We start from the raw sequence: 24102 nt of genomic DNA, 5'->3' as shown, positions 1-24102 counted from the left end.
TCTAATTCAATATATATTGAGTCCCCGCAGGGAGCGTATTAAACTTTAAAATTTTAACGAACTGTAAAGATACATCTAAAAATAAAATTTTCGGATTTGCATTACGTTCAATGTGATAATGAGCCTTTTCCAGTTCATTTACCAGGGCTTCGCATTTAGCAAGATCCAGTTGTTTGCTGAAATTTTTAACAAAATCCAGCTCTATTGATGGTAAATGTACTAATGATTCTGCACCTGACATCAACATAATGCATTCGCGGATCATCTGAACTCCATAACGCAACATATTTTTCTGGTTCTCCCGACCCAGTTTAGAAAGCTGATCAACAAAATCGATGATCTGAGCTCCTTTATCGGCAAAGGTCAACCGCATCCAGTTCGAAAAATTCCTGAAATCATCATGATCATCTTCTTTCAAAAGATTCAGGGCAGCCTGCATATTGCCATCACTCAAATAGGCTATGCGGGAAGCCTGGGTTTCAGATATGTCCTTATTGTCAATAAGATAACGCACAATATCTTCATTCTTTAAAGCCGGTATCTTAACTAACTGTGTTCTGGAAATAATGGTATTTAAGATCTGATCCTGATTTTGTGCGACCAAAATAATAAGTGTTTTACTAGCCGGTTCCTCCAATGTTTTTAAAAGCCGGTTCCCCTCATTCTTCAGATATTCGGGAAGCCAGATAATCATAGTCTTATACTCCGATTCAAAGGCTTTTAATGAAAGCCGGTGCAGAATATTCAGACATTCGGCTTTGTTAATATTGGGTTGTTTGTTCTGAGCATCCAGCCGAAGACGCCATTCATCGAGGTCAAAATAGGGATTGCCCAATACCAGTTCACGCCACTCGCCGAGGTCGGCCATTGAATCTTCCTTTTCCCCTCCTCTGAAAAATGGATAGGAAAAATGAAGGTCAGGATGTATCAGCTTATTATATTTCCTGCAGGAAGAACAATTGCCGCAACTGTCTGTTGCAGTTCTTTCAGTACATGAAATATATTGGGCATAAGCCAGGGCTAGTGCGAAACTGCCTGAACCTTCAGGACCAAGAAATAATTGCGCATGACTTACCCTATTCTCAATAACTGATTGAATCAGTTGTTCCTTTATCGCATTCTGACCAATAACTTCCTGAAACAGCATGGTGCAAAATAAGAAAAATTACGTTTTAGACACAGGTAATTCGGGAAGGTTGATAGTAAAATGGTCAGAATACTTGGGAGGCTGGAAATTATATGTCATTAACATGGTTCAAAATACATAGTTTTGCCTCAACTAATTATTATTTCTCGTTGAAATCTATTAAAAATCAGGGATTAAGGCTTTCAAAAGAAGCCATGAAAGACTTTGGCTACAAGGTTGTTGATGCTGTTATCGAACATTTTGAAACACAGGATAAAAAACTACCTGTATCCAATGCCAGCCGCATAGAGATGGACAAACTTTTTTCTGAAGAGGCTCCTGAAAATCCGATGCCTGCGACAGAGGTTTTGAACTTTGTTCTTAAAAACGTCATGACACAAAGCAATGTAATGACCCATCCAAAAAGCTATGCATTTGTTCCCGGACCGAGTAATTTCATCAGTGTGATGTCTGATACACTGGCAACAGGTTTTAATATTTTCGCGGGGGGATGGGTAGGTTCTGCAGCTGCTGCCGGGCTTGAGATCAGCACTCTGAACTGGATGCTAAAACTCTTTAATTTCCCGGTAAAAAAGGGAGGGGGTATCTTTACCAGTGGTGGTTCAATGGCAAATTTAACTGCTCTGGCCACCGCCAGAAAAGTGAAATGTGGGGAGGATTTTTCGAAAGCAATTATCTATTTATCAGATCAGGCACATTCCTCAAATATTAAAGCGATCAATATCCTGGGTTTTAAAAAGGAACAGATCCGGATAATTCCAACCGATATGGAATTTAAGTTTTCAATTAATAAATTGAAAAATGCAATAGCCCGCGATAAAATAGAAGGATTAAAACCATTCTGCCTGATCGCCTCTTCAGGCACAACCAATACCGGAACGGTAGATCCGCTGGAAGAACTCGCAGCCATCTGCAAAAAGGAAAATATCTGGCTCCATGTGGATGGTGCCTTTGGTGCTGCTGTTATTTTATCAAAAAATGGCAAGAAGCTTCTTAAAGGTATTGATAAAGCTGATTCATTGACGATAGATCCTCATAAATGGCTTTTCCAGCCTTATGAAATCGGTTGTCTGCTGGTTCGCGATCATAAAAGCTTAAGTGGCACATTTACTGAAAAACCAGTGTATCTGAGGGATATTGAAGGGAATGAATCGGAGATCAACTTTTATGATCACGGTATTGAACTGACCCGGCACTTCAGGGCATTGAAGTTTTATATGTCGATTAAAACCTTCGGGCTCAAAGCTTTCAGGGAGGCCATTGACTACAATATTAATCTTGCTGAGCAGGTAGAGACTGAACTTAGAAAGAGTGACAAATGGGAGGTCGTATCTCCTGCTACTCTGGCCATCATCAATTTCAGATACAATCCGGTAAAAGAGAATTTATCTGAAAAGAAAATAGATCTGATCAATCAAAAAATAGCCGCAAAAATGATGGCGTCGGGCGAAGCGCTATTGGTTACCACCATTCTGCTTGGTCAAGTTGTTTTGAGAATGTGTTTGATCAACCCCAGAACGACACTCGAGGATGTTAAAAGTACGATAGCGCTTTGTGAGAAATTTGCTTTGGAATAAGCAAGGGTCTGCTTCGGAGACACTTTAAATCTCCTATATTTATTTGATAAAATTTTAATGGCCTATGCGCATACTAGCTTTTGATTACGGTACTAAACGCATTGGAATCGCTGTAACTGATCCCTTGCAGATCATAGCTACCGGGCTGGATACCATTCATCCCAAAGACATTATTGATTATCTGAAAAAATACCTCTCAGCAGAGCAGGTTGAACTTTTCGTAGTAGGTGAACCCAGGCAAATGGATGGAAGCCCATCACAGTCCACACCCCAAATAAAAGGCTTCATTACTACACTTAAAAAGCATTTCCCGGAAATTCCCATCGAACGGATTGATGAACGGTTTACATCCAAAATGGCCTCAGCCGTGGTGGCTCTAAGCGGATTTAAAAAAACAGACCGCCAGAATAAGGAACGTCTGGATACGATTTCAGCGACAATTATCCTGCAGACATATCTCGAAAAGAAAAGTCTGGGCTAGGCATCCGGCTCCTTCGGCTAAATGCAATTTCTTATCTTTACAGCATGGATTTACTCAGCGATGAACTTAAAAGCTACCTGGAAAGCTCCTGCGATCCTGAAAGTGATTTGCTTAAACAGATAGACCGCGAAACCCATCTTAAAGTTTCCTTGCCACGGATGCTTTCAGGTCATTATCAGGGCCGGGTGCTTAGCATGCTTAGTAAAATGATCTGTCCAAGAAGAATTCTGGAGGTTGGTACATTTACCGGATATGCAAGCTTATGTCTTGCTGAAGGTCTGAGCGAGGATGGTATTCTGCATACGATTGATATTAATGCTGAGTTGGAAGAGATGGTGCGGGCCAGCTTCCTTAAATCAGGGCTGGGACCAAAGATTAAGTATCACATTGGAAATGCCCTGGAAATCATTCCGAATCTTAATGAGGTATTTGATCTTATTTTTATAGACGCCGATAAAAAAAATAATGAAAGCTATTATAAGCTAACTTTTGATAAACTGAGAAGCGGTGGACTCATAATTGTGGATAATGTGCTTTGGAGTGGTAAGGTGATTGGAGATAAGAAAACAGATTCAGCCACCACATTCATCAGTAATTTTAACGAAATGGTGAGCTCTGACCCCAGGGTAGAGAAACTCATCCTTCCGGTACGCGACGGTATATACTTAATCAGAAAAAAATAATAATCAGATGCAAAACCTTAATATTAAATCTTTATTGCTGCTCTTACCATGTATGATATTAATGATGGGTTCATGCGGCATTCTAAAAAAACAGCGCTCAAGTCCACAGGTTCAGACGCCGGTGACAGCTCCAAAAACCAAAGAGGCAGAATCAACAAAATCCAGAGAAACCCAAATTCCTGAAATTAAAAACTATACTGCAATATCCTACATCGAGCGATTTAAACAAATCGCGATTCGCGAAATGAATAATTCTGGAATTCCGGCAAGTATTACCCTGGCCCAGGGAATATTGGAATCCGGCAATGGAAACAGTCAACTTGCACTTGAAGGAAATAATCATTTCGGAATTAAATGTACACCGGAATGGAAAGGAAAAAGAATGCTTAAAGATGATGATCAGAAAGATGATTGCTTCAGGGTATATTCTTCACCGGAAGAATCCTTTAAAGATCATACCGAGTTTCTAAAAAGAAAGCGGTATGCCCCCCTGTTCGAACTGGATAAAAATGATTATCGTGGATGGGCAACAGGTCTTAAGGATGCCGGTTATGCAACAAATCCCCGCTACGCCGATCTGCTGATTAGTCTGATTGAGCGTTATAATCTCAATCGTTTTGACCGGATGGAAACCGAGACAGAGAAGATCATTCGGGAGGATAGAGTACTTACAGAAATTGCCAAAAATATTCCACAGGAAAAAAAGGAAGAAGTTCCCCGTCCACGTGTAATCATGAAAATTCATGAGGTAAAATCGGGAGATACCCTAGCTTCTATTTCAAAGCAATTCGGGCTAAGCATGGATGAGGTCAAACAGCTAAATGGTCTGGAAGATACAAATTTGAAACCCGGACAACTTCTGGTTGTATCTAAATAAGTTAAAATTGTTAAAAATCATATTTCTCCTGGTTGAAACACTTAGTTTTATTGTATGAAAAAAATCACCCTTGTTTTTCTGTTAATCTTCATTACCGGCAGTGGTTTGCAGGCACAGGATAAAACGGTGCAGGGAATTGTTTTTGATATGGATAGCAAGCAGCGCTTAACTAGGGTATATATTTACAATACCCGAACCGGGGATGGATTCTATAATACCACCAAAGGAGAATTTAAAACGAATGCCCGTGTGGGAGATGTTCTGGTTGCCGCATTACAGGGTTATGGTGTAGATACAATAAGTATTCATTCTGAAAACACCGTGCTTTTTTATCTCAAAAGAAACAGCATTCAGCTACAGGAAGTTGTGGTTAGGGATTCGATACAAACACCTGCCGACCAACTCAAAGCGAGTCAGGAAGAGTTTAATACCGCTTACAGTAAGGGTACTGTGAAGGATGTATTGACAACCGGCGGGAGTAATAGAGGGGGCGGGGCCGGATTAAGTATCAATGCATTATATAACCTTTTAAGCAGAGAAGGTAGGAATGCCAGGCTGCTTCAAAAAATTATAGAAAGAGATTACCGGGATGCGATGATCGATTACCGTTTTACCAATACCCTGATCAACAGGGTAACGGGACTGAATGGTGACAAACTCAGGGATTTTAAGCAGCAATATAAACCCGGATATTATTTTATCCTGGAAGCAAACGATTATGATTTAATCGAATATATCAGGAAATCCTATCAATACTATGTTGAAAATCCGGCTGCATACAGACTGGAGCCATTAAAAGGAAATTAAATTGAGTTATTTTAAAATTATTCAAATGCCCAATTTGCCCGTTCAGGGGATGGCATTGTTTCCATTTTTACTTTTAAAAGAGAAAAAGTTCAGACAAAACAAACAGCTCATGAATCATGAACTCATTCATTTCAGGCAGCAAATAGAATTACTAATCATCCCATTCTATATTCTATATTTCCTGAACTATCTTATAAACCTCATTCGTTACCATAACCACATGAAAGCCTACAGGAATATTGTATTCGAAAAAGAAGCGTACGAAAATGATTCAAACCTTTCATATTTATCTGAACGCAGTTTTGCCGGCTGGACTACCTATCTGAGGAGAATAACGTAAACTCGACATAATATTTTAAAAACCACATAGAAACATAGCATTTTATAGCTTCTAACCTACATTTTAGACACAGATAGCCTTAAAGATTCGCTTCAATCTATATGATTTACAATCTATGTTTACTTTAAAGCATTATAAATTCAATCTATGTGGTTAAATATTAATCTTTAGATAGTTTAATATCTAACTCACGTTAGAATATAACGAAAATCAAAAAACATATCAAAAAGAGGGCTTTTTTGTTTTTATTTGCTGAATGCTTTTCAGATTTTTAACAATTTCTTTTTTAATATTCGGATCTGCCTCATTAGCTTATTCACAAAATACTACTAATGAGAGCGATACTCTTATTTTAAAGGACTTAAAGCAATATCCCCGAAGAAATACACTCCCGGTACGCAGGCCTGTACTCTACCCTGAAACGGTAGCATTAAGTGATGCTTCTTCACTCGATTTAAAAGTAAATTACTGGCGAAACCTCACATCCTTTGGATTAAATATCAATCAGGCTGCTTTCAGTGAGAATTGGGGTGCAGGAGGAGTAAACTCTCTGGCATTGGGCGGACAATTTTCATACAAAACAGATTACACCAAAGAAGATAAAAACTTTGCTTCTGAGCTTATATTTCAATACGGAACATTAAATAATAGAGGTCAGCTGGCAAGGAAAACAATTGACAGAATTTTCCTCGATAATAAGGTTGCGCTAAAATTGTCTAAAAGCTGGTATTTTTTCGGATCCCTTAACTTTGAATCACAATTTGATATGGGATTTTCCTTTTCGAAGGATGCTCAGGGCAATGAAATACGAACCCTGCTATCCAAATTTATGGCACCGGGTTATCTGACAGAATCTCTTGGGTTTGAGTATAAGCCTGTAAAACATTTTTTCGTTCGTATTGGTACAGGAACCGCGCGACAAACTTTTGTACTTGATACCGAACTTTATAAGACGAATCCAAAGAATTTTGGGGTAAGCCACGGTAAGAGTTTCAGAAATGAGCTGGCCTTTCAGTTAGTTAGTTCCTATGATAAAGACGTTGCAAAAAACCTGAATCTCAAAAGCCGTTACTCCCTGTTTGCCAATTACGAAAAACTTTCAAGTATTGATAACAGGCTTGATCTGACATTAACCGCAAGTGTAAACCGTCTTATAAATGTATCCCTTGCAGGAATTGTTCTTTATGACGATGATACAGCCAACAAAATTCAGGGAAGTCAGACCATGGCATTCGGACTAGTTTATAAATTTGCGAACTAAGTTATTTTTTTACAAGTTGCAGATAATCAACGTAATAAAGAATCTTCAATGAAATATTGTTATTCTGCGGTATAGCAGTAACCCGGTCAAAGTTTTGGAAATAGCCGGGTCTGTTATCACTTTCCATATCTTCCGAAAGATTCTTATAAGCCATGCTCAATTCACTTCCCGGAGCAAAGCGCCATGAATAAACCAGATCGATGTTAAAGACATTATAATTCGTATGGGTACCCTTGAACTCAGCGCCATCATGGCTCTGCAATTCCCCGTCATCCCTTAGAAAATAAAAAGCTTTATTATTTCGGTTCGACCAATAATGTCTTCCCCTGATCATAATCCCCATATTACTACTAAAGGTATAGGTGGCATCAAACATACTCTCCATCGTATTCCTGTCAAATCTGGAAAAAATGATCTCCTTTTCTTTACTTAGCCCCAACCATGCAGAATAATCATACTGAGGTTGTGTACTGAAATCTACTCCCAATGAGAGCTTGTTCTTAACCCGAAAATTCTGGTAAAAACCGGTCACATATCCTACGCCATGAAATTGTTCTCTGAGTCGGGCAGAAAAGAATACACCGGCATTATATTTCCTGATCGGGTTAGATCTCAATCTGAAATTAGCATAAGTACTGGCCGGAGTATTGAATTCCTTTCCTGCCACTCTGGGTTCATAAAAATCCTTACCCATAAATTGTCTATAGAAATCCAGATTGAGTGTCCAGAAATTTTTAAACTCGAAAAATCCTCCTCCGGATGCTCGGGACGACTGAAAATCATTTGGCAGAAATCGATGGGTTTGAAAGATCCCGAGATAAGTATTGAAACGATTAAACAGCTTCCCGGGAGTATAAACGTTATAACCTACGTCAAAAGCGTTGAGAATGAAATTATTATTGTTAAAATAGCCAAGATCTGTTGGATCAAATTTATTGTCGGTCAGATTAAAATCGTATCCCCAGGTAAAATTTCCACTTTTCTTTCCTGTCCCGAGTTCAAAATTAAACCCGGAATTGTTTGAGCCGCCCGGAACTTCGGCACCCACATAACTAAACTTACCTGCCCCGGAAATATAATACTTGTTATTACGGTCGTTCAGATTCGTTAAAAATGAACTCACATTCGCATCATATGCCGAACCCTGACGTAAGACATTGGTATTCAAAAAGGTGACAGAACTATTATTTTTTAAGGACTGATCCAGCACCAGAATATTGTAATTACTTAAAGGATGAGCTTCAATAAGGCGTTCTTCCCCTAAACTGTTTTCAACTCTTGCAAATCCGCGTTTAGTAACAGCATTAAAGAAACCCAGACCTAAACCATTTTCTGAACGGCCTGAAATTTTAGTGGCATTGAGTAATTTACTTTCAGGAGGATTTTCGCGGATAGTTTCACCAGGCAGGAGCTTAGAACTTACATTTGCAGTAAAGGCAGGATTGGAACCAATCCTTCTGGAGTAAAAAAGATTTCCCTTGTTAAACAATTCGGTTCCTTCGGTAAAGAACTGTCTGTTTTCATTAAACCTTACTTCAAAAGGACTCAGGTTAAGAACCTGATTATCCGAACGAATCTGACCAAAGTCGGGAACCAGGGTCATATCCAAAGTAAAGCTCTGGCTGATACCATATTTTATATCCATTCCACCATTAAAACTACCGATGGTATTACTCTGTCCGATGATATTATGAGGATAATTATTAACCGTAGATGAGAGGTAAGGCGAGAAAGATAACCTGATGGGTGATTTGATCCCTTTTATTCCGCTTAATATACCTTCCTGATTAATAAACCCGCTGATCTTTGGATCAATAACACTCCAGCTGGTTTGCTGATTACTCATATGTCGGCGACGCGTCATATGTAAACCCCACTCCTGAATGTCATTAGAACCAAACCTGAGCGCAGAATAAGGGATCTTAAATTCAGCCGTCCAGCCCAGACTGTCAATTTTTACCTGACTATCCCATACTGCGTTCCAATTCTTGTCCTCATTTCCCGAATTGGAATATTTAGCATCAAACTGAGTACCGGTAGAACTTACATAAAATCCAAAAGCATTAATCCTGTCTAGGTAGGTATCAAATACAATCCCCAGAAAATCAGAATTTGCCAGATTATCCCTGGGCATTAGCTCCCGGAAAATACTATCGGGCACATCATACATTCTGGCACCTATGTAAATAGCTGTATTATCGTAAACAATTTTTACTTCGGTTCTTCTTTCTTCCGGCTCAAGACGTCCGGGAAGTGGCTTGAATTCAATGAAATTGCTGGCTGGTGCCGTCTCTTTCCAAACCCTGTCATTCAAATCCCCATCTATTTTGGGGGAATGATCTGTACGTTCCGCGTTGAATTTTCTGACAACCTGAGCCTCACAAATATTCCCAAACAGCCAGAAAATGCAAACAATTATTATTCTTAATTTCATTCCTAAATTTCAACGCTGCAAAGGAATTAAAATGTTACAAACTTTAAGTCTTAGCAATGGGAATGTTACTCTTATTATGTACAATTTTTTGATTTTGATCCTTTTTCCTTTGGATTAAACAATTATTTTAGTCCAGTAAGCTAGAAATCATACCTTTGCACCTGCTAAAAGCTGATAAATAAGATGTTTGAAAATTTACAGGATAAACTCGACAGAGCATTTAAGGTTCTTAAGGGTCAGGGTAGTATAACCGAAATCAACGTGGCTGAAACCATGAAAGAGATACGTAAAGCTCTTCTGGATGCCGATGTTAACTATAAAACTGCAAAAGCTTTTACTGATGATGTAAAAGAAAAAGCACTCGGACTGAATGTACTCACTTCCATTTCGCCCGGACAGCTATTAACCAAGCTTATGAATGATGAGCTGGCTGCCCTGATGGGTGGAACGGCAGAGGAATTGAATATTTCTGCAAATCCTACAATTATTCTTATCGCCGGATTAAACGGTGCTGGTAAGACTACTTTCTCAGGTAAGCTTGCAAATTATCTGGTCACAAAAAAGAATAAAAAACCGCTATTGGTAGCTGGTGACGTTTACCGTCCGGCGGCGATCGATCAGCTGGAAGTGCTTGGCGGACAGATCGGGGTTCCGGTATTTACTGATCGTGAATCAAAAGATCCGGTTGGCATAGCCAAAGCTGCGATTGCAGAGGCAAAAAAGAACGGGCAGAATGTGGTGATCATTGATACTGCCGGTCGCCTGGCAATTGATGAAGGTTTGATGAAAGAGATTGCCGAAGTAAAGGCACAAACCAATCCGCATGAAATTCTGTTTGTGGTGGATTCCATGACCGGTCAGGATGCTGTAAACACCGCGAAAGCCTTTAACGACCGCCTCGACTTTACCGGGGTAGTCCTGACTAAACTGGATGGTGATACCCGTGGTGGTGCTGCACTCTCTATCAAATCAGTCGTAAACAAACCAATCAAATTCATTGGTACAGGTGAGAAGATGGAAGCCCTGGATGTGTTCTATCCTGACAGGATGGCCAGCCGTATTCTTGGGATGGGTGATGTGGTTTCCCTTGTTGAACGTGCACAAATGCAGTTTGATGAGAAAGAAGCTGCCGAACTTCAGAAAAAGATCCGCAAGAATAAATTCGATTTTAATGACTTCCTGAGCCAGATTCAACAGATCAAGAAAATGGGTAATATGAAGGATCTGATGGGTATGATTCCGGGTGTTGGAAAAGCGATAAAGGACGTGGAAATTGATGATAATGCCTTTACACCAATTGAAGCCATCATCCGCTCAATGACTCCTTTTGAACGTGAAAATCCGGATTCAATCAATCAAAATCGCCGTACCAGGATTGCCAAAGGTTCAGGTACCAATATTACCGAAGTGAACAAGCTGATCAAGCAGTTTGAGGATATGCGTAAAGTTATGAAGCAGTTCTCTAACCCCGCTGCAGCTGCCAAAATGCTCAAGGGTATGCCGAAAATGCCGTTTGGGAAGTAGAGATTGGTGGTGGTTTGGTTGTGATAACACCAAGCACAGGGATATTGCGCCGAAGGGGGGGTTTACAAGCACAACTTTGGATCGCTTCACCTATTTTAACAAAGCTTAACATTTTTGAATTACTATTTTTTGTAAGTTAGGTAACCTAATCTATGAATTTATGTATTTGAAAAAGCTATTGTTCCTGGCTTTATACGTCTATACGTTTTTGCCAGGTTCCTCAGTATTAGCTCAGCACAATGAATTAAGTTTTCAACTCACTCCTCATTGGCTTTCGCCGCTTAAGTTAGATGAAACTAGTCAAATAGTCCAGGGAAAAGATCAGTTTGCCGGGCTTGGAGGGCTAAGCTACGCCCGTTTTACAAGCTCTGGTCTCGGCATAAGGGCGGGGTTTAACCTTGGTTATTTCAGACCAAAGTTTAGTATCAATCGTACTCCAGATGGTGATTTTAGTGAGCAGTTCCTTGGTTCTGTTGTGATGTATAACAGTTTAAGTTTAGAACCCGTTTACAGATTCAAGTGGCTCAGATCAGAATTTGAGTTCTTTGGAGGTGCTGATCTGCGTTATTTTCATAGCAACGGGTATACCAGCTATGGCTATAATTATCAGTCGGCCAATCCATCGGAATTTTCAACTTTTGAAATCAGTGTTGCGCCATACCAAAATAAATTCCAGTCAAATATCTACGGCGGAATAAGCTACATTAAGTCCATCAACACAAAAAGTCGAATTGGTATCAGCCTGATTAGCAATCTCGGTCTATCCAAACCCGGGGGTGGCCAATTTACTGCTACCGCAGATAATGGGAATAAGTTCCAGACCAATTTCAAACCTGTAACGGACTTTACCGGCATCCGTATCCAATATGGTTACAATGTCCGGAAGAATGAAAAACCCATTGAACCTTCTGATGGACTGATTCGTCAGGCAATTTTTTTGGAAGCTCTTGGCAGTGGAGGTCTGCTTTCCCTAAACTACGATCGGAGATTAAAATCTGGTAATGACGGATTTGGCGTAAGGGTAGGATTCGGAATAGGCACAGGTTATGAAAACAATGAAGATGAATTTATAAGACGTGTGGCTGTGCCCTTAATGGTCAACTACATCTTTGGCAGGGGCCGTAACGGCCTGGAAACAGGCATTGGAATTACTCCGGAATATGCTGTCAGTAAACCACATGATGATCAGAGAATGAACGCCTGGGGAAACCTGAATGTCCTTTACCGCTATCAGCCTGTTAAAAAAGGATTTATAATGCGTATGGGCTGGACTCCAATAATAGGCAGAGGAGGCAGTCTTGACCCATACTTTGCAGGTGTTTCTTTTGGGTATAGTTTTACGAAATAGCATCATGCAGGACTCAATACAGTCGGAAGCAAGCATTCATAAATATGAGTAAATTTTCCTTCGGTTGTGGTTATCACCACACCAATTTACACTGATAGGCTCCCTGCTATCCAGCTAAAATACCGTTCCCTCAATCCTTCCCACCTTTTACTAAATTCTTGCCCCCTTTGCAGCAAATGCTTCCATAACTTAGGTAACCATGCCAGCAAAAACCTTTGGAAGCGCCGTTTTTGGAATTGAAGCGATCACAATAACAATTGAGGTTAATATCAGCGGCGGACTCAATTATTTCGTTGTCGGTCTTCCCGATAATGCGGTAAAAGAGAGTATGCTGCGTATAGAAAGTGCCCTGAATAATTCGGTCTTTCATATGCCCAGACAAAGGATCATCGTCAATCTGGCACCTGCTGATATACGCAAAGAAGGTTCTGCCTATGATCTGCCTATTGCCATTGGTATTCTGGATGCCTCCGGACAGATTTTTAGCACAAAACTGGATAAATACCTTATTCTGGGTGAACTTTCTTTGGATGGAGGCATTCAGGCAATCAAGGGAGCTCTTCCGATTGCAATTCAGGGCAAACGGGATGGATTCAAAGGGCTGCTACTGCCAAGAGAAAATGCCCGGGAAGCAGCAATTGTAGATGATTTTGAGGTTTATGGAGTGAGCCAGCTATCGGAAGTGATTGGATTTTTTGATAACAGCCTTGAGCTGCATAGAACCATAGTCAATACCCGGGAAGAGTTTAAATACAATATCAACAATTATGACAGCGATTTCTCGGATGTCAGGGGACAAGAGAACATTAAACGTGCCCTCGAGATTGCAGCAGCAGGAGGACATAATGTGATCCTGATCGGTCCGCCGGGAGCCGGCAAAACCATGCTCGCCAAACGCCTGCCCACTATCCTTCCTCCTCTCGATCTGTACGAGGCACTCGATACCACCAAGATTCATTCTGTAGCAGGAAAGCTCTCTGCATCCGATTCCCTGATGACGGTCAGGCCCTTCCGCTCTCCCCATCACACAATCAGTGATGTAGCCCTGGTTGGCGGAGGCACCAACCCACAACCCGGAGAAATTTCGCTCGCCCATAATGGAGTGCTGTTTCTGGATGAACTGCCTGAATTCAAACGGACTGTGCTGGAAGTGATGAGGCAACCACTGGAAGAACGGAGGGTAACAATATCAAGAGCAAAGCTAAGCGTAAATTACCCGGCAAGTTTTATGCTGGTGGCTTCGATGAATCCCTGCCCCTGCGGCTTCTACAATCACCCTGAAAAGGATTGCATCTGCGCTCCGGGCGTGGTTCAGAAATATTTAAGCAAGATCTCTGGTCCCTTGCTTGACCGCATCGACCTTCATGTAGAAGTCACCCCGGTAAATTTCAACGAACTCTCTTCAGAACGGCTCAGTGAAAAAAGCGAAGCCATCCGCGAAAGGGTAACTGAGGCCAGAAATATTCAGCTCAAACGATTTGAAGAAAAAGCAGATGTGTTCTGCAATGCCCAAATGAGCCCCAATATGGTCAGAAATATTTGCAGGATCAATGAAAGCGGACAGGTATTATTGAAACAGGCAATGGAAAAACTTGGTCTGTCTGCTAGAGCCTACGACCGTATCCTGAAAGTTTCAAGAACCATTGCTGACCTGGCTGGAAGTGAAGAAATACAATTAGAACATCTGGCTGAAGCAATACATTACCGGAGTTTGGACAGGGAGGGATGGGCGGGGTGATATTTTGCCGTATGCTGGTTCGATCATTTAGCTTTTACCAAATTTAACTCCCATATCTAAGGATTACGACCATTAATTGACTTTCTTAAAGAAATTAAAATAGCCTCATAAGTTAGAAGCAAAGATCTGTATAACCAGTTACTCCTATAAAATATAATCAATACTTCGGTTTGTTTATGCCAAATCCCCCATGCTGTTATAAGGGTTTGTTATGTAACTATTTCTTTACATTAACGTATAACTACCTATCTATCAAAGAAAAACATGAAAACAATCAAACCACTTATGACACGCCTCAGTATGGTATGTCTCCTAGTAATTCTCCTAACCGGAGGATGCAAAAAGGAATTGGCTGATGATTCCACAAAAACTAAGAAACCCGATCTCCTATTGAGTAGCGAGGGAGGGCCAGGGAAAAAGAAGGTGCTCCGCCAAAGTCCTGGACTTAAAATTGAGGTAAAAGGTGAAACCATTGAAAGGATTTCACCAACCTTAAAAAGTATTGATAAAATAACATCCATCCTAAATGAGGAACAAAGCAAGAAAAATCAAGGCGGAGTAATGACAACTAAATCTGCAAACTTTACAGCATCATTGGCCGGAACATATTACAACTGCTATGCAGAGCTCAATGACCCAGGACCCTATGACTGGTACGTAATTAATTGGTATACTGGAGTATACACATATGTTGGATCATCAACAGACTATATTAATTTTAATGTTCAAAAGCCTTTAATGTATGGAAGTTACCGGGTTTGGGGTGAGGGACCGTATAGTGCTGGATTTACGGGGTACCAGTATATGGGTGATCCGTATACTGGTGTCAGTATTAGTAACGGAATTTTAACCTTCGCAGACTATGCAGTATTCGATGCTTTACAGGAGAGAATCAAAAACGCCTACGAGGTCCATCAAACAGTAATTGATCAGTGGGATTCACTTACCGACGACCAAGCTGACGCAGCAGCAATTACTGCCGGATTTGATCAATTCCTTCCATACAAAGAATTTGAATCATATTTCGGATTTAGTTCTCTGCGAGCGAAGATTCAAAGTGAGGTAGATTATTGGCTCACTCAACCCCACGACAACATGGACGATTTCCCGGAAGACAACTATTTCCCATACACCGCTGCAAAGCAAACCTTAATGACAGCTGGAGGTCAAATAGATTTTACCGGCTCCGAGGGCCCAGTCAGTTTATTTACAGATTGGCATTGGACGAATCCTTACAATCCTGGTTCAAACTCTTGCATGTTTCAGGCGAAAAAGAAAGGTCAAGATTCGTACGGATCTAACAGACAGCTAAAGAAAAAGGTGGTTATAGACTCCGAACCGGGCAAAACACTTTTCGTGGGACAAAGTAAAACCTACAAAAAATACTTAGGTTTGTGGAGTCCTGCACTCCAACGCCAACGAACCAAGGTTCATGGAAATCAGTATAGCGGCAATTGTACCCTTGTTACCACTGGCTTCGATACAGGGTACACCAATAGCGGGGATAAAAGACGATATTCAGAAGAACCTCACTTTAAGGTGGGGGCAGACCAAACTTCGAAGTCAAACGAATTACATATGGCAACAGTAATAAGTTCGGTCAGTTCAACACCGTTCACACTAACTTATTCCCATTAATTAGAATCTTGTAGCTATGATAACAAGATGTAAAGCTATATCAGTAATGATAACATTAGCCGCTTTTTTTGCGGCTAATGTTACGTTAGTGGACGCACAAACAACTTCTTTCGGTATTCGGGTCACTCCAACTCTCTTGCCATCTGTCGAGGTCAACAATCCCTCACCATCAAATATTTATGGCCCCCATAAACTGGGTATAAATGCAGGCATTTACGCTTTGAAATATTTCCGGTCTGGTCGTGTCGGAATGAAAGCTGGTCTGGAATATGGTGCACTGCCCTTTATTGTTGGAGTAGATGCACCGAGAAGTGCGTTCGGTTCAGGAGCCGGCGGCGATAGCCAAATCAACGTAAGCTTACAAACGTCTGATCTCGGGTTCGTCGCGTTAACTTTGTCACCGTCTTATAAGCTACCCCTTAAACACAGATTTCTAGAGTTTTCCGTGGGCCCGAACGTCCGATTTTACAATTATCCGCAAGACGGATTCAGTGAAATTGCATTCGCTTTTAATAGAAATGTACCTTATGATCCAGATGACCCTGCAGCAGGGCCACCAGATGTCAGAGCGCGTGTTGTAAATTTGGATAGATTATACCTCAGTCTTCCTATTTCTGTAGACTATGTAGTGCGAACCAGCATGCTTGGCCAAGTGAAATTTGGAATTATGTACAACATCTCGCAACCGCTTCGTGGTGAACTTGATGTTATGATGAATGGAAACATGTTCCGAGGGGCTTATAATCCTCGAACAGGCTTTTGGGGTGTTAATATACAGTACGAACGATTATCAAAAAGGTCTGTAGGATCTTATCAAAAGCGTGTTTTTCCTGCTGAACTAGAAAGGCACAGAAAAGCCCTGTTTGTGGAGGCGTATCTCGAGGGTGACTTTCTATCTGCCAATTACGATATGCGGCTAAAGAAAAACATCAATCATGGCTTTGGATTTAGCGCGGGTGCAGGAATGGGAGGGCACTATAGTACGGAAGTAATCAATAATAATAAAACAACTGACCGACGGATGCTTGCTCTGCCAGTTGCAATCAATTATATCGTCGGAGCAAACCGCCATGGAATTGAGCTCGGAATCGGTATTACACCGCAGATAGCGTTAGACAACGCTAGCGATAATTCATCTAAAAACAATGGGACATTTATCCCTTTACGAATAGGATATCGACTCCAGCCTAAAAAAGAAGGATTTACCGCCCGAGCGGCCTTAATTCCTATTATTAAAAATTCAACCGTTTCTTCAGGTGCATTCAACCTTCTCAATTTCGGGGTGTCATGTGGATATAGTTTTAGGTAGCTAAAATTAGAAATACACACCAATCCTCTTAAACCAAATGTTGTATTCGAGTTTCGTTACAGATCTAATCAAAGGGAAATCCAAGACATATGCGGATAATATAAAAGTGTCAGAGGTTGCTGATTACAACAATAAACGTCCAATCATAGTCAGTTGTATGGATTATTAAAAAAGCTCATCACTAGACTCGCTGGTACGATCCTTTGACTCCGAGCTGGTAAAGGAATTATAAAACAAGGTTATTATTAAACAGTTACCCCATGAGTGGCTTCTTATCTTTTGAAAAAAATAGTAAAGCCGCTCCAATTGAGCGGCTTGCTTGTTTATGAAATACAGATATTTATATCCCTGAGAGTGCTTTCATTCGGCATTGTCTTTCGTGCTTCCCAACTAGCAACCGTTGAGCCATCAACGCCAAGGCGTTTTCCCAGTTTTTTATAAGTCAGTCCGTGGAGGTGCCGGTATTTTGTGAGCTTGCCACTGAATGTATCAGCTTCCTCAAAAGGATAATACCCGAGAAAGGAAATGACCTTTGGAAAGAAGTGAATTTGCGGCTGTGACCTGCCATTTTCCCAAAAGGTAATACAGTCGATGCTTGTGCCGACTATTTCCGCAACATCTTTTTGGAATAGTCCTAAGTCCATACGCCGTTTCCTGATGTGCTGCCCCAGTGTTTCAGGAAATGTGGGATAGCCTGCTTTAAAGGCACTTTTTAGCGTTGTTTTGCCATACTCGGAAATAGGCAACGCAAGAATGCCCCTGCGGCTTCTACAATCATCCTGAAAAGGAATGCATTTGTGCCCCTGGCGTGGTTCAGAAATATTTAAGCAAGATCTCCGGTCCGCTGCTTGACCGCATCGACCTTCATGTAGAAGTCACCCCGGTAAATTTTAATGAGCTCGCTTCTGAGCGGCTCAGCGAAAAAAGCGAAGCCATCCGCGAACGGGTTACTGAAGCGAGAAATATTCAGCTCAAACGGTTTGAAGAAAAAGCAGATGTGTTCTGCAATGCCCAAATGAGTCCGAATATGGTCAGGAATATTTGCAGAATCAATGAAAGCGGACAGGTATTATTGAAACAGGCAATGGAAAAACTTGGTCTCTCTGCCAGAGCCTACGACCGCATTCTGAAAGTCTCAAGAACTATTGCAGACCTGGCTGGAAGTGAAGAGATTCAACTAGAGCATCTGGCTGAAGCGATACATTACCGGAGTTTGGACCGGGAAGGATGGGCAGGGTGATTGGGGTACGAGCCACAGGCTCGAAACAATAGAATATAACACAATAAAAGACGCTACCTGAAAATTTCATGTTCAATTATCCATGGAAGAAGTTGAAGATATGGTATCGCAAAATGCGATACCATCCCGACAATCATCAGGCGGAACCTTACCTTATGCATTTATCCACATGCAATTCTTATGTTTTCTATGTTGTTAAAAAATCATAACATAATTGCATTTATCAATAATTATTATTTACTTTGAAAATCAAAGTACTTTTAAATGGAAGAAAAAGATATACATTCTGAGCTGGCTTCTATCAGAACCCTGATGGAGCGCTCATCCAAATTCCTTTCCCTCAGCGGATTATCTGGAGTTATGGCAGGAATATATGCCCTGCTTGGTGCATTTATCGGATACAGGATCGTTTACGAAAAGTATGGTAGCTTAACTATAAGTAATTCGTATACAGACGATTCTAAAATTTACCATGAGTTGATTTTGATTGCAGTATTAATATTATTCCTCTCAGTAATAAGCGGCATCTTGTTGTCTATCCGCCAGGCAAAGAAAAAAGGCGAAAACTACTGGAATCCGGTAAGCAGGCGTTTGATCAGCAGCATGGCTATTCCGTTATTTACAGGCGGACTTTTTATAATTATTCTATTTTTACGGCTGGAATATGCCCTGATTGCATCTGCCTGCCTGATATTTTACGGATTGTCCTTAATATCAGCTAGCCAGTACACCTTTTCGGATGTGAAATGGCTGGGCTTTTGTCAGATTATTCTGGGTTTACTGGCGGCTTTAATTCCGGCATCCGGACTTTTGTTCTGGGTAATTGGATTTGGCCTCCTGCATATTATTTATGGTACTGTCATGCATTTTAAATACAACCGGTGAAGACATCCCTGGAACAATTTGATAAAGCTTTTGAAAACCGGATACGCCTGCAGATCATGAGCGTATTGCTTGCCAATGAGCATTATGATTTTAATTCCCTCAAAGACTTATTAGATGTAACTGACGGGAATCTTGCATCCCATATAAAAGCGCTCGAAAAAGAAGAATATATCATTGTGAATAAAACCTTTATCGGAAAGAAACCAAATACACAATATTCAGTTTCTGAAAAAGGCCGGAAAGCCTTTATTAAACATCTGGAAGCCCTTGAAAATTTAATTAAACAACAGAAACATTAATATTTTTTTATTCATTTACTTTGAATTTCAAAGTACTTTTAAACAATTAAAAATGAAGATAGAACTAACAACAGAAAACAAGGGATTTAACAACTGGTTCGGCGGATCAGTATTAATCAAATTAGGCCTGATCGGCTTTCTGACCATTCTATTATTAATCCCCTCTTCCCTGATACAGGATCTGATCGCTGAGCGACAGAACAGACAGGAGGAAGTCAACAGGGAAATTTTCGACAAATGGTCGGGCAGCCAGCTTGTACAGGGACCGGTTTTAGTGCTGCCCTATAAAACTACGGTCATCGCAGAAGATCCCAATACCAGCAAAAGCAGTACCAGGGAAATTCTGACCCATATTTATATACTTCCCGAAACCCTGAATATCTCATCAAAAGCAAATCCTGAAATGCTTCACAGAGGGATCTTTGATGCGGTGGTTTATAACAGCAAGATTCAGGTCAATGGTAAGTTCAGTGCGCTGGAACTGGTAAAATCAAACATTAATCCTGCGATGATTCAATGGGATCAGGCAAAAGTAGCTATCGGACTGAGTGACTTAAAAGGGCTTAAAAATAATCCGATCATCAGGCTTGGAAATGAAAATTATGAAGCGGAGCCCGACCTTACCTCACTTAAATTATTCAGCAATAACCTGATCATCCTTCCCAATCTGAGTACAGGGAAGAACACTGCAATAAGCTTTAGTTTTGATCTCGACCTGCGGGGAAGCGAGAAGCTCAGCTTTCTGCACCTTGGAAAGAGCACATCAGTAAAAATTGAGGGTGAATGGAATAATCCAAGCTTTACCGGAAGGTATCTGCCCGATGAACGTTCGGTTTCGGGCAAGGCCTTTTCAGCTACCTGGAAAATGCCCTATTACAACAGGCCCTATCCTCAGCAATGGATCGAAGAAAATACTAATTTTAATAAGGCAGATACACTTGTTAAAGGAAAGAATAACCCTGACACCCGGGCAGTTTTTGGGGTTGATTTTCTCCTACCTGTAGATCAGTATCAAAAGACCACCCGTGCAGCAAAATATGCCATACTGGTTATTTTACTGTCCTTTTTATCCCTGTTCTTTACAGAACTGCTGATCAAAAGAAATGTTCACTTCCTCCAATATATGCTGATCGGAGCCGCAATGACCATTTATTATACCTTATTACTTGCTCTTAGCGAACAAATGGGCTTCAATACGGCTTATATCCTTGCTTCAGCAGCCACAATAGGCCTGATCGGAACATTCATCTGGTCACTGCTTAAAAATAGCAAGGCAGCACTTCTCTTTGCCGGCATACTTAGCATGTTCTATGGATTTATTTTTGTAATTCTTCAGCTGCAGGATATGGCTCTTTTAGTGGGAAGTGTGGGTTTATTTGTCATTATTGCCGCATTGATGTATTTGTCGCAAAAAATTAGCTGGGAGAGTAACAAAGAGGAAGAACTAAATACCATAATTTAATTATGTACAGGTTTCACAAAGGCTATTTTGGATTGACAGCAGGACTATTTTTGACTGAAATACTGATCGCGATGTACGTTCGCGATGATTTTATCAGGCCTTATTTTGGAGATTTTTTGGTTGTTATTTTGATGTATTGTTTCCTCAGGACTTTTACCAAAATTGGAGTGAAACCAACAGTGCTGGCAGTCCTGCTGTTCTCTTACCTGATAGAAGTTTTACAATATCTCAAATTCGTTGAAATCATCGGACTGGGAAATTCTGAACTTGCCCGCACGCTGATTGGAACATCCTTTGCCTGGATGGATATTGTAGCCTATACAACAGGTTGTCTGACCATACTCTGGTTTGAAAAAATGAAACCAATAGTATGGAATTTTAAAGACCAAAGAGTATGAAGTATTTTGTGAGCAAAGATTCGATAGTCCGCAGGATTTGGGGGAATGGCGACACCATCCTGCTGATCTTTGCCGGGGCCTCTGCAGAGTTTGCTTTGAATAAAGCGGTCGATTGGCTTTACTTCACCGGGCGGCTACCTTCCGATCCCCTTAAAAGGTTATTCTCCACAGTAGCCTATGCCCGTCAGATTGTTTTTTATGAACATGATGAAGCTATGCAGGCAATTGATAAAATTTCAGCTATCCATAAGGGTGTAGAACATTCCCGTGGCAAAAACATTCCCGATTGGGCCTACCGGGATGTTTTGTTCATGCTGATTGATTATTCCATACGTTCCTTTGAGTTACTGGAACGGAAATTAAGTGCAGGCGAAAAGGAAGAAGTTTTTAATGTTTTTTACAGGATGGGATCGCGTATGGGTATTAAAGATCTGCCCTTAAACTATCAGCAATGGCTGCAAATGCGAAATTCATCCCTTAATGAAAATTTGCTCAATGGTGATTTCACCAAAGATCTTTACAAACAATATAAAAAACATCTGGGATTATTCAGATACCTGATCTTAAGACAGGCTCAAATTCTGCTTGTTCCTGGTAAAGTAAATCAACTGCTAGGACTTGGTAAGAACCCCCTGTCTGCTCCCATGCTGAATTTGTACAAGCTCAGCCGGATAATTCGATTAAAATCACTGTTAAAAAATGTGATCCTGCCATCAGCATATAAAAAAGAGATTTTGGCTATGGATACCTATACCGGCTAAAATTTGTAATCCCGCATGAATCGGATTGGGACCCGGAGCTCTGGCTCGCACCTTCAGAATGGCCACACAAAAGCTATTAACAATTGCGTTCGAAATTTTATGGACCGGGATTTGCAATAAAAATATCTGATTACCAATTAGTAAAATATAAGAGATAATCTCCTGACATCAGCCTAGAGAAACTCCTATCATTTAACAATAAAGTTCAATTGGGAAAATAAATCTAAATTTGCAAGGTCTTAAAAAGCCAAAATCAAGATTAATCAATACTCATATTCTTAAAGCGAGTTGTCCCGGAATGCATCATAAATATTTTATAACCCTACTTTTTTTCTTTGGTATCCATCAAGCTGCAAAAGCAAACTTTGTATTCAACTCCAATTCAATAACAGCATATCAGGCCATATTTGATTTACGGTTTAATGATGCAAGGAAATACATCCGGGACGAGAAAGTTAATAACCCTCAAAACGGCATTCCGGTCCTGCTCGAGAATTATATCGACTATTTATTCCTGCTTACTTCGGAAAACAAAATTGAATTTGAAAAGTTTAAGAACAGGAAATCAGGCAGGATAGATGCAATCAAAAAAAATGATAAAAATTCGCCCTATTATCTTTTTGCCCAGGCTGAGATTTACCTTCAATCTGCAATGGTTAAGGCTAAATTCGGAGAATACATGTCTTCTACCTATGATTTCAAAAAGGCGAAAGACTTATTAAAAGAGAATAATGAGAAGTATAAAGACTTTTTGCCCAATCAAAAAAGTCTGGGATTGATAGAAGTGATCTTTGGAGCCATCCCAACAAATATGAAAGGAATAGCCAGTGTTTTGGGTATTGAGGGAAATATTACAAAAGGGAATAAGCAATTGGAAAGATTCAGACAGCAGATTCCCAATAGTAAGTTTAGCTACTACAATGATGAAATTGTCTTTTTGCTTTGTTTTACAAATGTAGATGTGATTCAGAGCAGGAATAGTTACAGCTACGTAACACCGCTCTTGAATAGCATGAACGATAAAAGTCTCCTTAAAGCTTATTTACAAGCTTACGCTGCTTTTAGAACCGGGCATGCAGATGCAGCAATTAAATTTATTGAGGCCGCACCCAAAGGCAGTCAGTACGCTGATTTACCACTTATGGACTATCTGATGGGCAATGCTAAACTTTGCAGCATGGATTCGGATGCGAATCAATACCTCAGCAAATTTGCAAATGAGACCCTCAGTACGAATTACATAAAGGATACTTATCTAAGGCTTGCATTTTATTATCTGATAAGAAATAATATTTCGCAATACAATTATTATTTAACATTGGTAAGAATGAAAGGTTCAGTAATTAATGAAAAGGATAAGCAGGCTTTGAAAGAAGCAAATGACGGCAAGCCTAATCTGATTTTATTGAAAGCAAGATTATATTTTGACGGCGGCGATTATAATAATGCACTGGCTCAATTAAAATCAATACAGGTCAACGATTTAAAAAACCTGAAGGATAAAATTGAGCTCTATTACCGATATGGAAGAGCCTATGATATGATGAACAAATTTGATGATGCCATAATGAATTATCAGCGGGCAATTAATTTGGGGAAAAATCAAAGCTATTATTTTGCGGCAAATTCAGCTTTAAAATCGGGTAATATTTACGAGTACATAAAAGACAATAAGAAAGCTGCTGATTATTACAATATGGCTCTGGGAATGAAAAATCATGAATATCAAATTGGTATTGACACTCATGCAAAGGAAGGTTTAAGAAGGCTTAGTGAATAAGAATATTATTAATTTTTTAATCCGGCAGAGTATCTATAATTTAAAAATTATATTTGATTTTATACTTTTACAGGTTTCAGGATCTGTTCAATTCATAAAGAAGAGAATATTAT

General features: G+C 40.2%; 21 protein-coding genes and 1 pseudogene. 19 read left to right on the top strand and 3 right to left on the bottom strand.

Features of this window, described 5'->3' with window-relative positions; all coding sequences use genetic code 11:
- Window position 1 precedes the first annotated feature (1 nt).
- On the bottom strand, window positions 2–1147 hold the full coding sequence (locus tag Q8S11_RS01450) for a hypothetical protein (protein ID WP_305660296.1): 1146 nt from the start codon (window positions 1145–1147) through the stop codon (window positions 2–4).
- 149 nt (window positions 1148–1296) lie between these two features.
- Between Q8S11_RS01450 and Q8S11_RS01445 the strand changes: the two genes are divergently transcribed.
- The 7 genes from Q8S11_RS01445 to Q8S11_RS01415 all read left to right on the top strand — a co-directional run bounded on the left by Q8S11_RS01445 (window position 1297) and on the right by Q8S11_RS01415 (window position 7173).
- Window positions 1297–2724 carry an aminotransferase class V-fold PLP-dependent enzyme gene (locus Q8S11_RS01445; RefSeq protein ID WP_305660295.1) on the top strand — a complete coding sequence of 476 codons (1428 nt, stop codon included), beginning with the start codon at window positions 1297–1299 and terminating at the stop codon, window positions 2722–2724.
- 64 nt (window positions 2725–2788) lie between these two features.
- Complete coding sequence (gene ruvX, locus Q8S11_RS01440; RefSeq protein WP_305660294.1) at window positions 2789–3205, top strand: Holliday junction resolvase RuvX; 417 nt, start codon at window positions 2789–2791, stop codon at window positions 3203–3205.
- 44 nt (window positions 3206–3249) lie between these two features.
- Window positions 3250–3888: an O-methyltransferase gene (locus Q8S11_RS01435; RefSeq protein WP_305660293.1), complete on the top strand. Its 639-nt coding sequence runs from the start codon at window positions 3250–3252 to the stop codon at window positions 3886–3888.
- Window positions 3889–3895: 7 nt separating this feature from the next.
- Window positions 3896–4765, top strand: a complete 870-nt coding sequence (locus Q8S11_RS01430; RefSeq protein WP_305660292.1) for a glucosaminidase domain-containing protein — start codon at window positions 3896–3898, stop codon at window positions 4763–4765.
- Between the two features lie 54 nt (window positions 4766–4819).
- Window positions 4820–5572: a hypothetical protein gene (locus tag Q8S11_RS01425; protein WP_305660291.1), complete on the top strand. Its 753-nt coding sequence runs from the start codon at window positions 4820–4822 to the stop codon at window positions 5570–5572.
- A 25-nt stretch (window positions 5573–5597) separates the two neighbouring features.
- The gene (locus tag Q8S11_RS01420; protein ID WP_305660290.1) at window positions 5598–5912 is read left to right on the top strand and encodes a hypothetical protein; all 315 of its coding nucleotides are present in this window, start codon (window positions 5598–5600) and stop codon (window positions 5910–5912) included.
- 256 nt (window positions 5913–6168) lie between these two features.
- On the top strand, window positions 6169–7173 hold the full coding sequence (locus Q8S11_RS01415) for a DUF3078 domain-containing protein (RefSeq protein ID WP_305660289.1): 1005 nt from the start codon (window positions 6169–6171) through the stop codon (window positions 7171–7173).
- A gap of 1 nt (window position 7174) precedes the next feature.
- On the opposite strand, the gene Q8S11_RS01410 is transcribed toward Q8S11_RS01415, so the two are convergent.
- Window positions 7175–9607: a DUF5916 domain-containing protein gene (locus Q8S11_RS01410; protein WP_305660288.1), complete on the bottom strand. Its 2433-nt coding sequence runs from the start codon at window positions 9605–9607 to the stop codon at window positions 7175–7177.
- A gap of 183 nt (window positions 9608–9790) precedes the next feature.
- Here Q8S11_RS01410 and ffh point away from each other — a divergent pair, with 183 nt between their 5' ends.
- The 5 genes from ffh to Q8S11_RS01385 all read left to right on the top strand — a co-directional run bounded on the left by ffh (window position 9791) and on the right by Q8S11_RS01385 (window position 17164).
- On the top strand, window positions 9791–11131 hold the full coding sequence (gene ffh, locus Q8S11_RS01405) for a signal recognition particle protein (RefSeq protein ID WP_305660287.1): 1341 nt from the start codon (window positions 9791–9793) through the stop codon (window positions 11129–11131).
- Window positions 11132–11291: 160 nt separating this feature from the next.
- Window positions 11292–12479 (top strand): hypothetical protein, encoded by a 1188-nt coding sequence (locus tag Q8S11_RS01400; RefSeq protein ID WP_305660286.1) that lies wholly within the window; start codon window positions 11292–11294, stop codon window positions 12477–12479.
- Between the two features lie 199 nt (window positions 12480–12678).
- Complete coding sequence (locus Q8S11_RS01395; protein WP_305660285.1) at window positions 12679–14217, top strand: YifB family Mg chelatase-like AAA ATPase; 1539 nt, start codon at window positions 12679–12681, stop codon at window positions 14215–14217.
- 264 nt (window positions 14218–14481) lie between these two features.
- Window positions 14482–15855 carry a hypothetical protein gene (locus Q8S11_RS01390; protein ID WP_305660284.1) on the top strand — a complete coding sequence of 458 codons (1374 nt, stop codon included), beginning with the start codon at window positions 14482–14484 and terminating at the stop codon, window positions 15853–15855.
- Window positions 15856–15901: 46 nt separating this feature from the next.
- Complete coding sequence (locus tag Q8S11_RS01385) at window positions 15902–17164, top strand: hypothetical protein (protein ID WP_305660283.1); 1263 nt, start codon at window positions 15902–15904, stop codon at window positions 17162–17164.
- A gap of 323 nt (window positions 17165–17487) precedes the next feature.
- Here Q8S11_RS01385 and Q8S11_RS01380 read toward each other — a convergent pair whose 3' ends face one another.
- The gene (locus Q8S11_RS01380) at window positions 17488–17910 is read right to left on the bottom strand and encodes a helix-turn-helix transcriptional regulator (protein WP_305660282.1); all 423 of its coding nucleotides are present in this window, start codon (window positions 17908–17910) and stop codon (window positions 17488–17490) included.
- A gap of 8 nt (window positions 17911–17918) precedes the next feature.
- On the opposite strand from Q8S11_RS01380, the pseudogene Q8S11_RS01375 reads away from it, so the two are divergent.
- From Q8S11_RS01375 to Q8S11_RS01345, 7 genes and pseudogenes are all read left to right on the top strand, one after another.
- Window positions 17919–18404, top strand: a pseudogene (locus tag Q8S11_RS01375) (ATP-binding protein); the annotation flags it as partial.
- A 264-nt stretch (window positions 18405–18668) separates the two neighbouring features.
- Window positions 18669–19289, top strand: coding sequence for a hypothetical protein (locus Q8S11_RS01370; protein WP_305660281.1), 621 nt, complete (start codon window positions 18669–18671; stop codon window positions 19287–19289).
- Window positions 19286–19588: a transcriptional regulator gene (locus Q8S11_RS01365; RefSeq protein WP_305660280.1), complete on the top strand. Its 303-nt coding sequence runs from the start codon at window positions 19286–19288 to the stop codon at window positions 19586–19588. The genes Q8S11_RS01370 and Q8S11_RS01365 overlap by 4 nt, the downstream gene beginning before the upstream one ends.
- 52 nt (window positions 19589–19640) lie before the next feature.
- On the top strand, window positions 19641–21050 hold the full coding sequence (gene creD / locus Q8S11_RS01360; protein ID WP_305660279.1) for a cell envelope integrity protein CreD: 1410 nt from the start codon (window positions 19641–19643) through the stop codon (window positions 21048–21050).
- Between the two features lie 2 nt (window positions 21051–21052).
- Window positions 21053–21448, top strand: coding sequence for a DUF2809 domain-containing protein (locus Q8S11_RS01355; RefSeq protein ID WP_305660278.1), 396 nt, complete (start codon window positions 21053–21055; stop codon window positions 21446–21448).
- Entirely contained in the window at window positions 21445–22209 is a 765-nt protein-coding gene (locus tag Q8S11_RS01350; RefSeq protein WP_305660277.1) for an oxygenase MpaB family protein, read from the top strand. The genes Q8S11_RS01355 and Q8S11_RS01350 overlap by 4 nt, the downstream gene beginning before the upstream one ends.
- A 298-nt stretch (window positions 22210–22507) precedes the next feature.
- The gene (locus tag Q8S11_RS01345) at window positions 22508–23989 is read left to right on the top strand and encodes a tol-pal system YbgF family protein (RefSeq protein ID WP_305660276.1); all 1482 of its coding nucleotides are present in this window, start codon (window positions 22508–22510) and stop codon (window positions 23987–23989) included.
- Window positions 23990–24102 lie beyond the last annotated feature (113 nt).

The sequence above is a fragment of the Daejeonella sp. genome, assembly GCF_030695525.1.
Classification (GTDB): Bacteria; Bacteroidota; Bacteroidia; order Sphingobacteriales; family Sphingobacteriaceae; genus Daejeonella.
Note: the sequence above shows the minus strand (reverse complement) of the source record. Positions and strands in the feature narration are given on the sequence as shown.

Excerpts from the sequence above, each read along its gene's own strand:
- Q8S11_RS01410 (WP_305660288.1), bottom strand. The coding sequence starts at position 9,607 with ATGAAATTAAGAATAATAATTGTTTGCATTTTCTGGCTGTTTGGGAAT.
- Q8S11_RS01400 (WP_305660286.1), top strand. The coding sequence starts at position 11,292 with ATGTATTTGAAAAAGCTATTGTTCCTGGCTTTATACGTCTATACGTTT.
- ruvX (WP_305660294.1), top strand. The coding sequence starts at position 2,789 with ATGCGCATACTAGCTTTTGATTACGGTACTAAACGCATTGGAATCGCT.
- Q8S11_RS01425 (WP_305660291.1), top strand. The coding sequence starts at position 4,820 with ATGAAAAAAATCACCCTTGTTTTTCTGTTAATCTTCATTACCGGCAGT.
- Q8S11_RS01430 (WP_305660292.1), top strand. The coding sequence starts at position 3,896 with ATGCAAAACCTTAATATTAAATCTTTATTGCTGCTCTTACCATGTATG.
- Q8S11_RS01385 (WP_305660283.1), top strand. The coding sequence starts at position 15,902 with ATGATAACATTAGCCGCTTTTTTTGCGGCTAATGTTACGTTAGTGGAC.
- Q8S11_RS01345 (WP_305660276.1), top strand. The coding sequence starts at position 22,508 with ATGCATCATAAATATTTTATAACCCTACTTTTTTTCTTTGGTATCCAT.
- Q8S11_RS01450 (WP_305660296.1), bottom strand. The coding sequence starts at position 1,147 with ATGCTGTTTCAGGAAGTTATTGGTCAGAATGCGATAAAGGAACAACTG.
- Q8S11_RS01415 (WP_305660289.1), top strand. The coding sequence starts at position 6,169 with ATGCTTTTCAGATTTTTAACAATTTCTTTTTTAATATTCGGATCTGCC.
- Q8S11_RS01355 (WP_305660278.1), top strand. The coding sequence starts at position 21,053 with ATGTACAGGTTTCACAAAGGCTATTTTGGATTGACAGCAGGACTATTT.
- Q8S11_RS01390 (WP_305660284.1), top strand. The coding sequence starts at position 14,482 with ATGAAAACAATCAAACCACTTATGACACGCCTCAGTATGGTATGTCTC.
- Q8S11_RS01435 (WP_305660293.1), top strand. The coding sequence starts at position 3,250 with ATGGATTTACTCAGCGATGAACTTAAAAGCTACCTGGAAAGCTCCTGC.
- Q8S11_RS01370 (WP_305660281.1), top strand. The coding sequence starts at position 18,669 with ATGGAAGAAAAAGATATACATTCTGAGCTGGCTTCTATCAGAACCCTG.
- ffh (WP_305660287.1), top strand. The coding sequence starts at position 9,791 with ATGTTTGAAAATTTACAGGATAAACTCGACAGAGCATTTAAGGTTCTT.
- Q8S11_RS01395 (WP_305660285.1), top strand. The coding sequence starts at position 12,679 with ATGCCAGCAAAAACCTTTGGAAGCGCCGTTTTTGGAATTGAAGCGATC.
- Q8S11_RS01350 (WP_305660277.1), top strand. The coding sequence starts at position 21,445 with ATGAAGTATTTTGTGAGCAAAGATTCGATAGTCCGCAGGATTTGGGGG.
- creD (WP_305660279.1), top strand. The coding sequence starts at position 19,641 with ATGAAGATAGAACTAACAACAGAAAACAAGGGATTTAACAACTGGTTC.
- Q8S11_RS01420 (WP_305660290.1), top strand. The coding sequence starts at position 5,598 with ATGCCCAATTTGCCCGTTCAGGGGATGGCATTGTTTCCATTTTTACTT.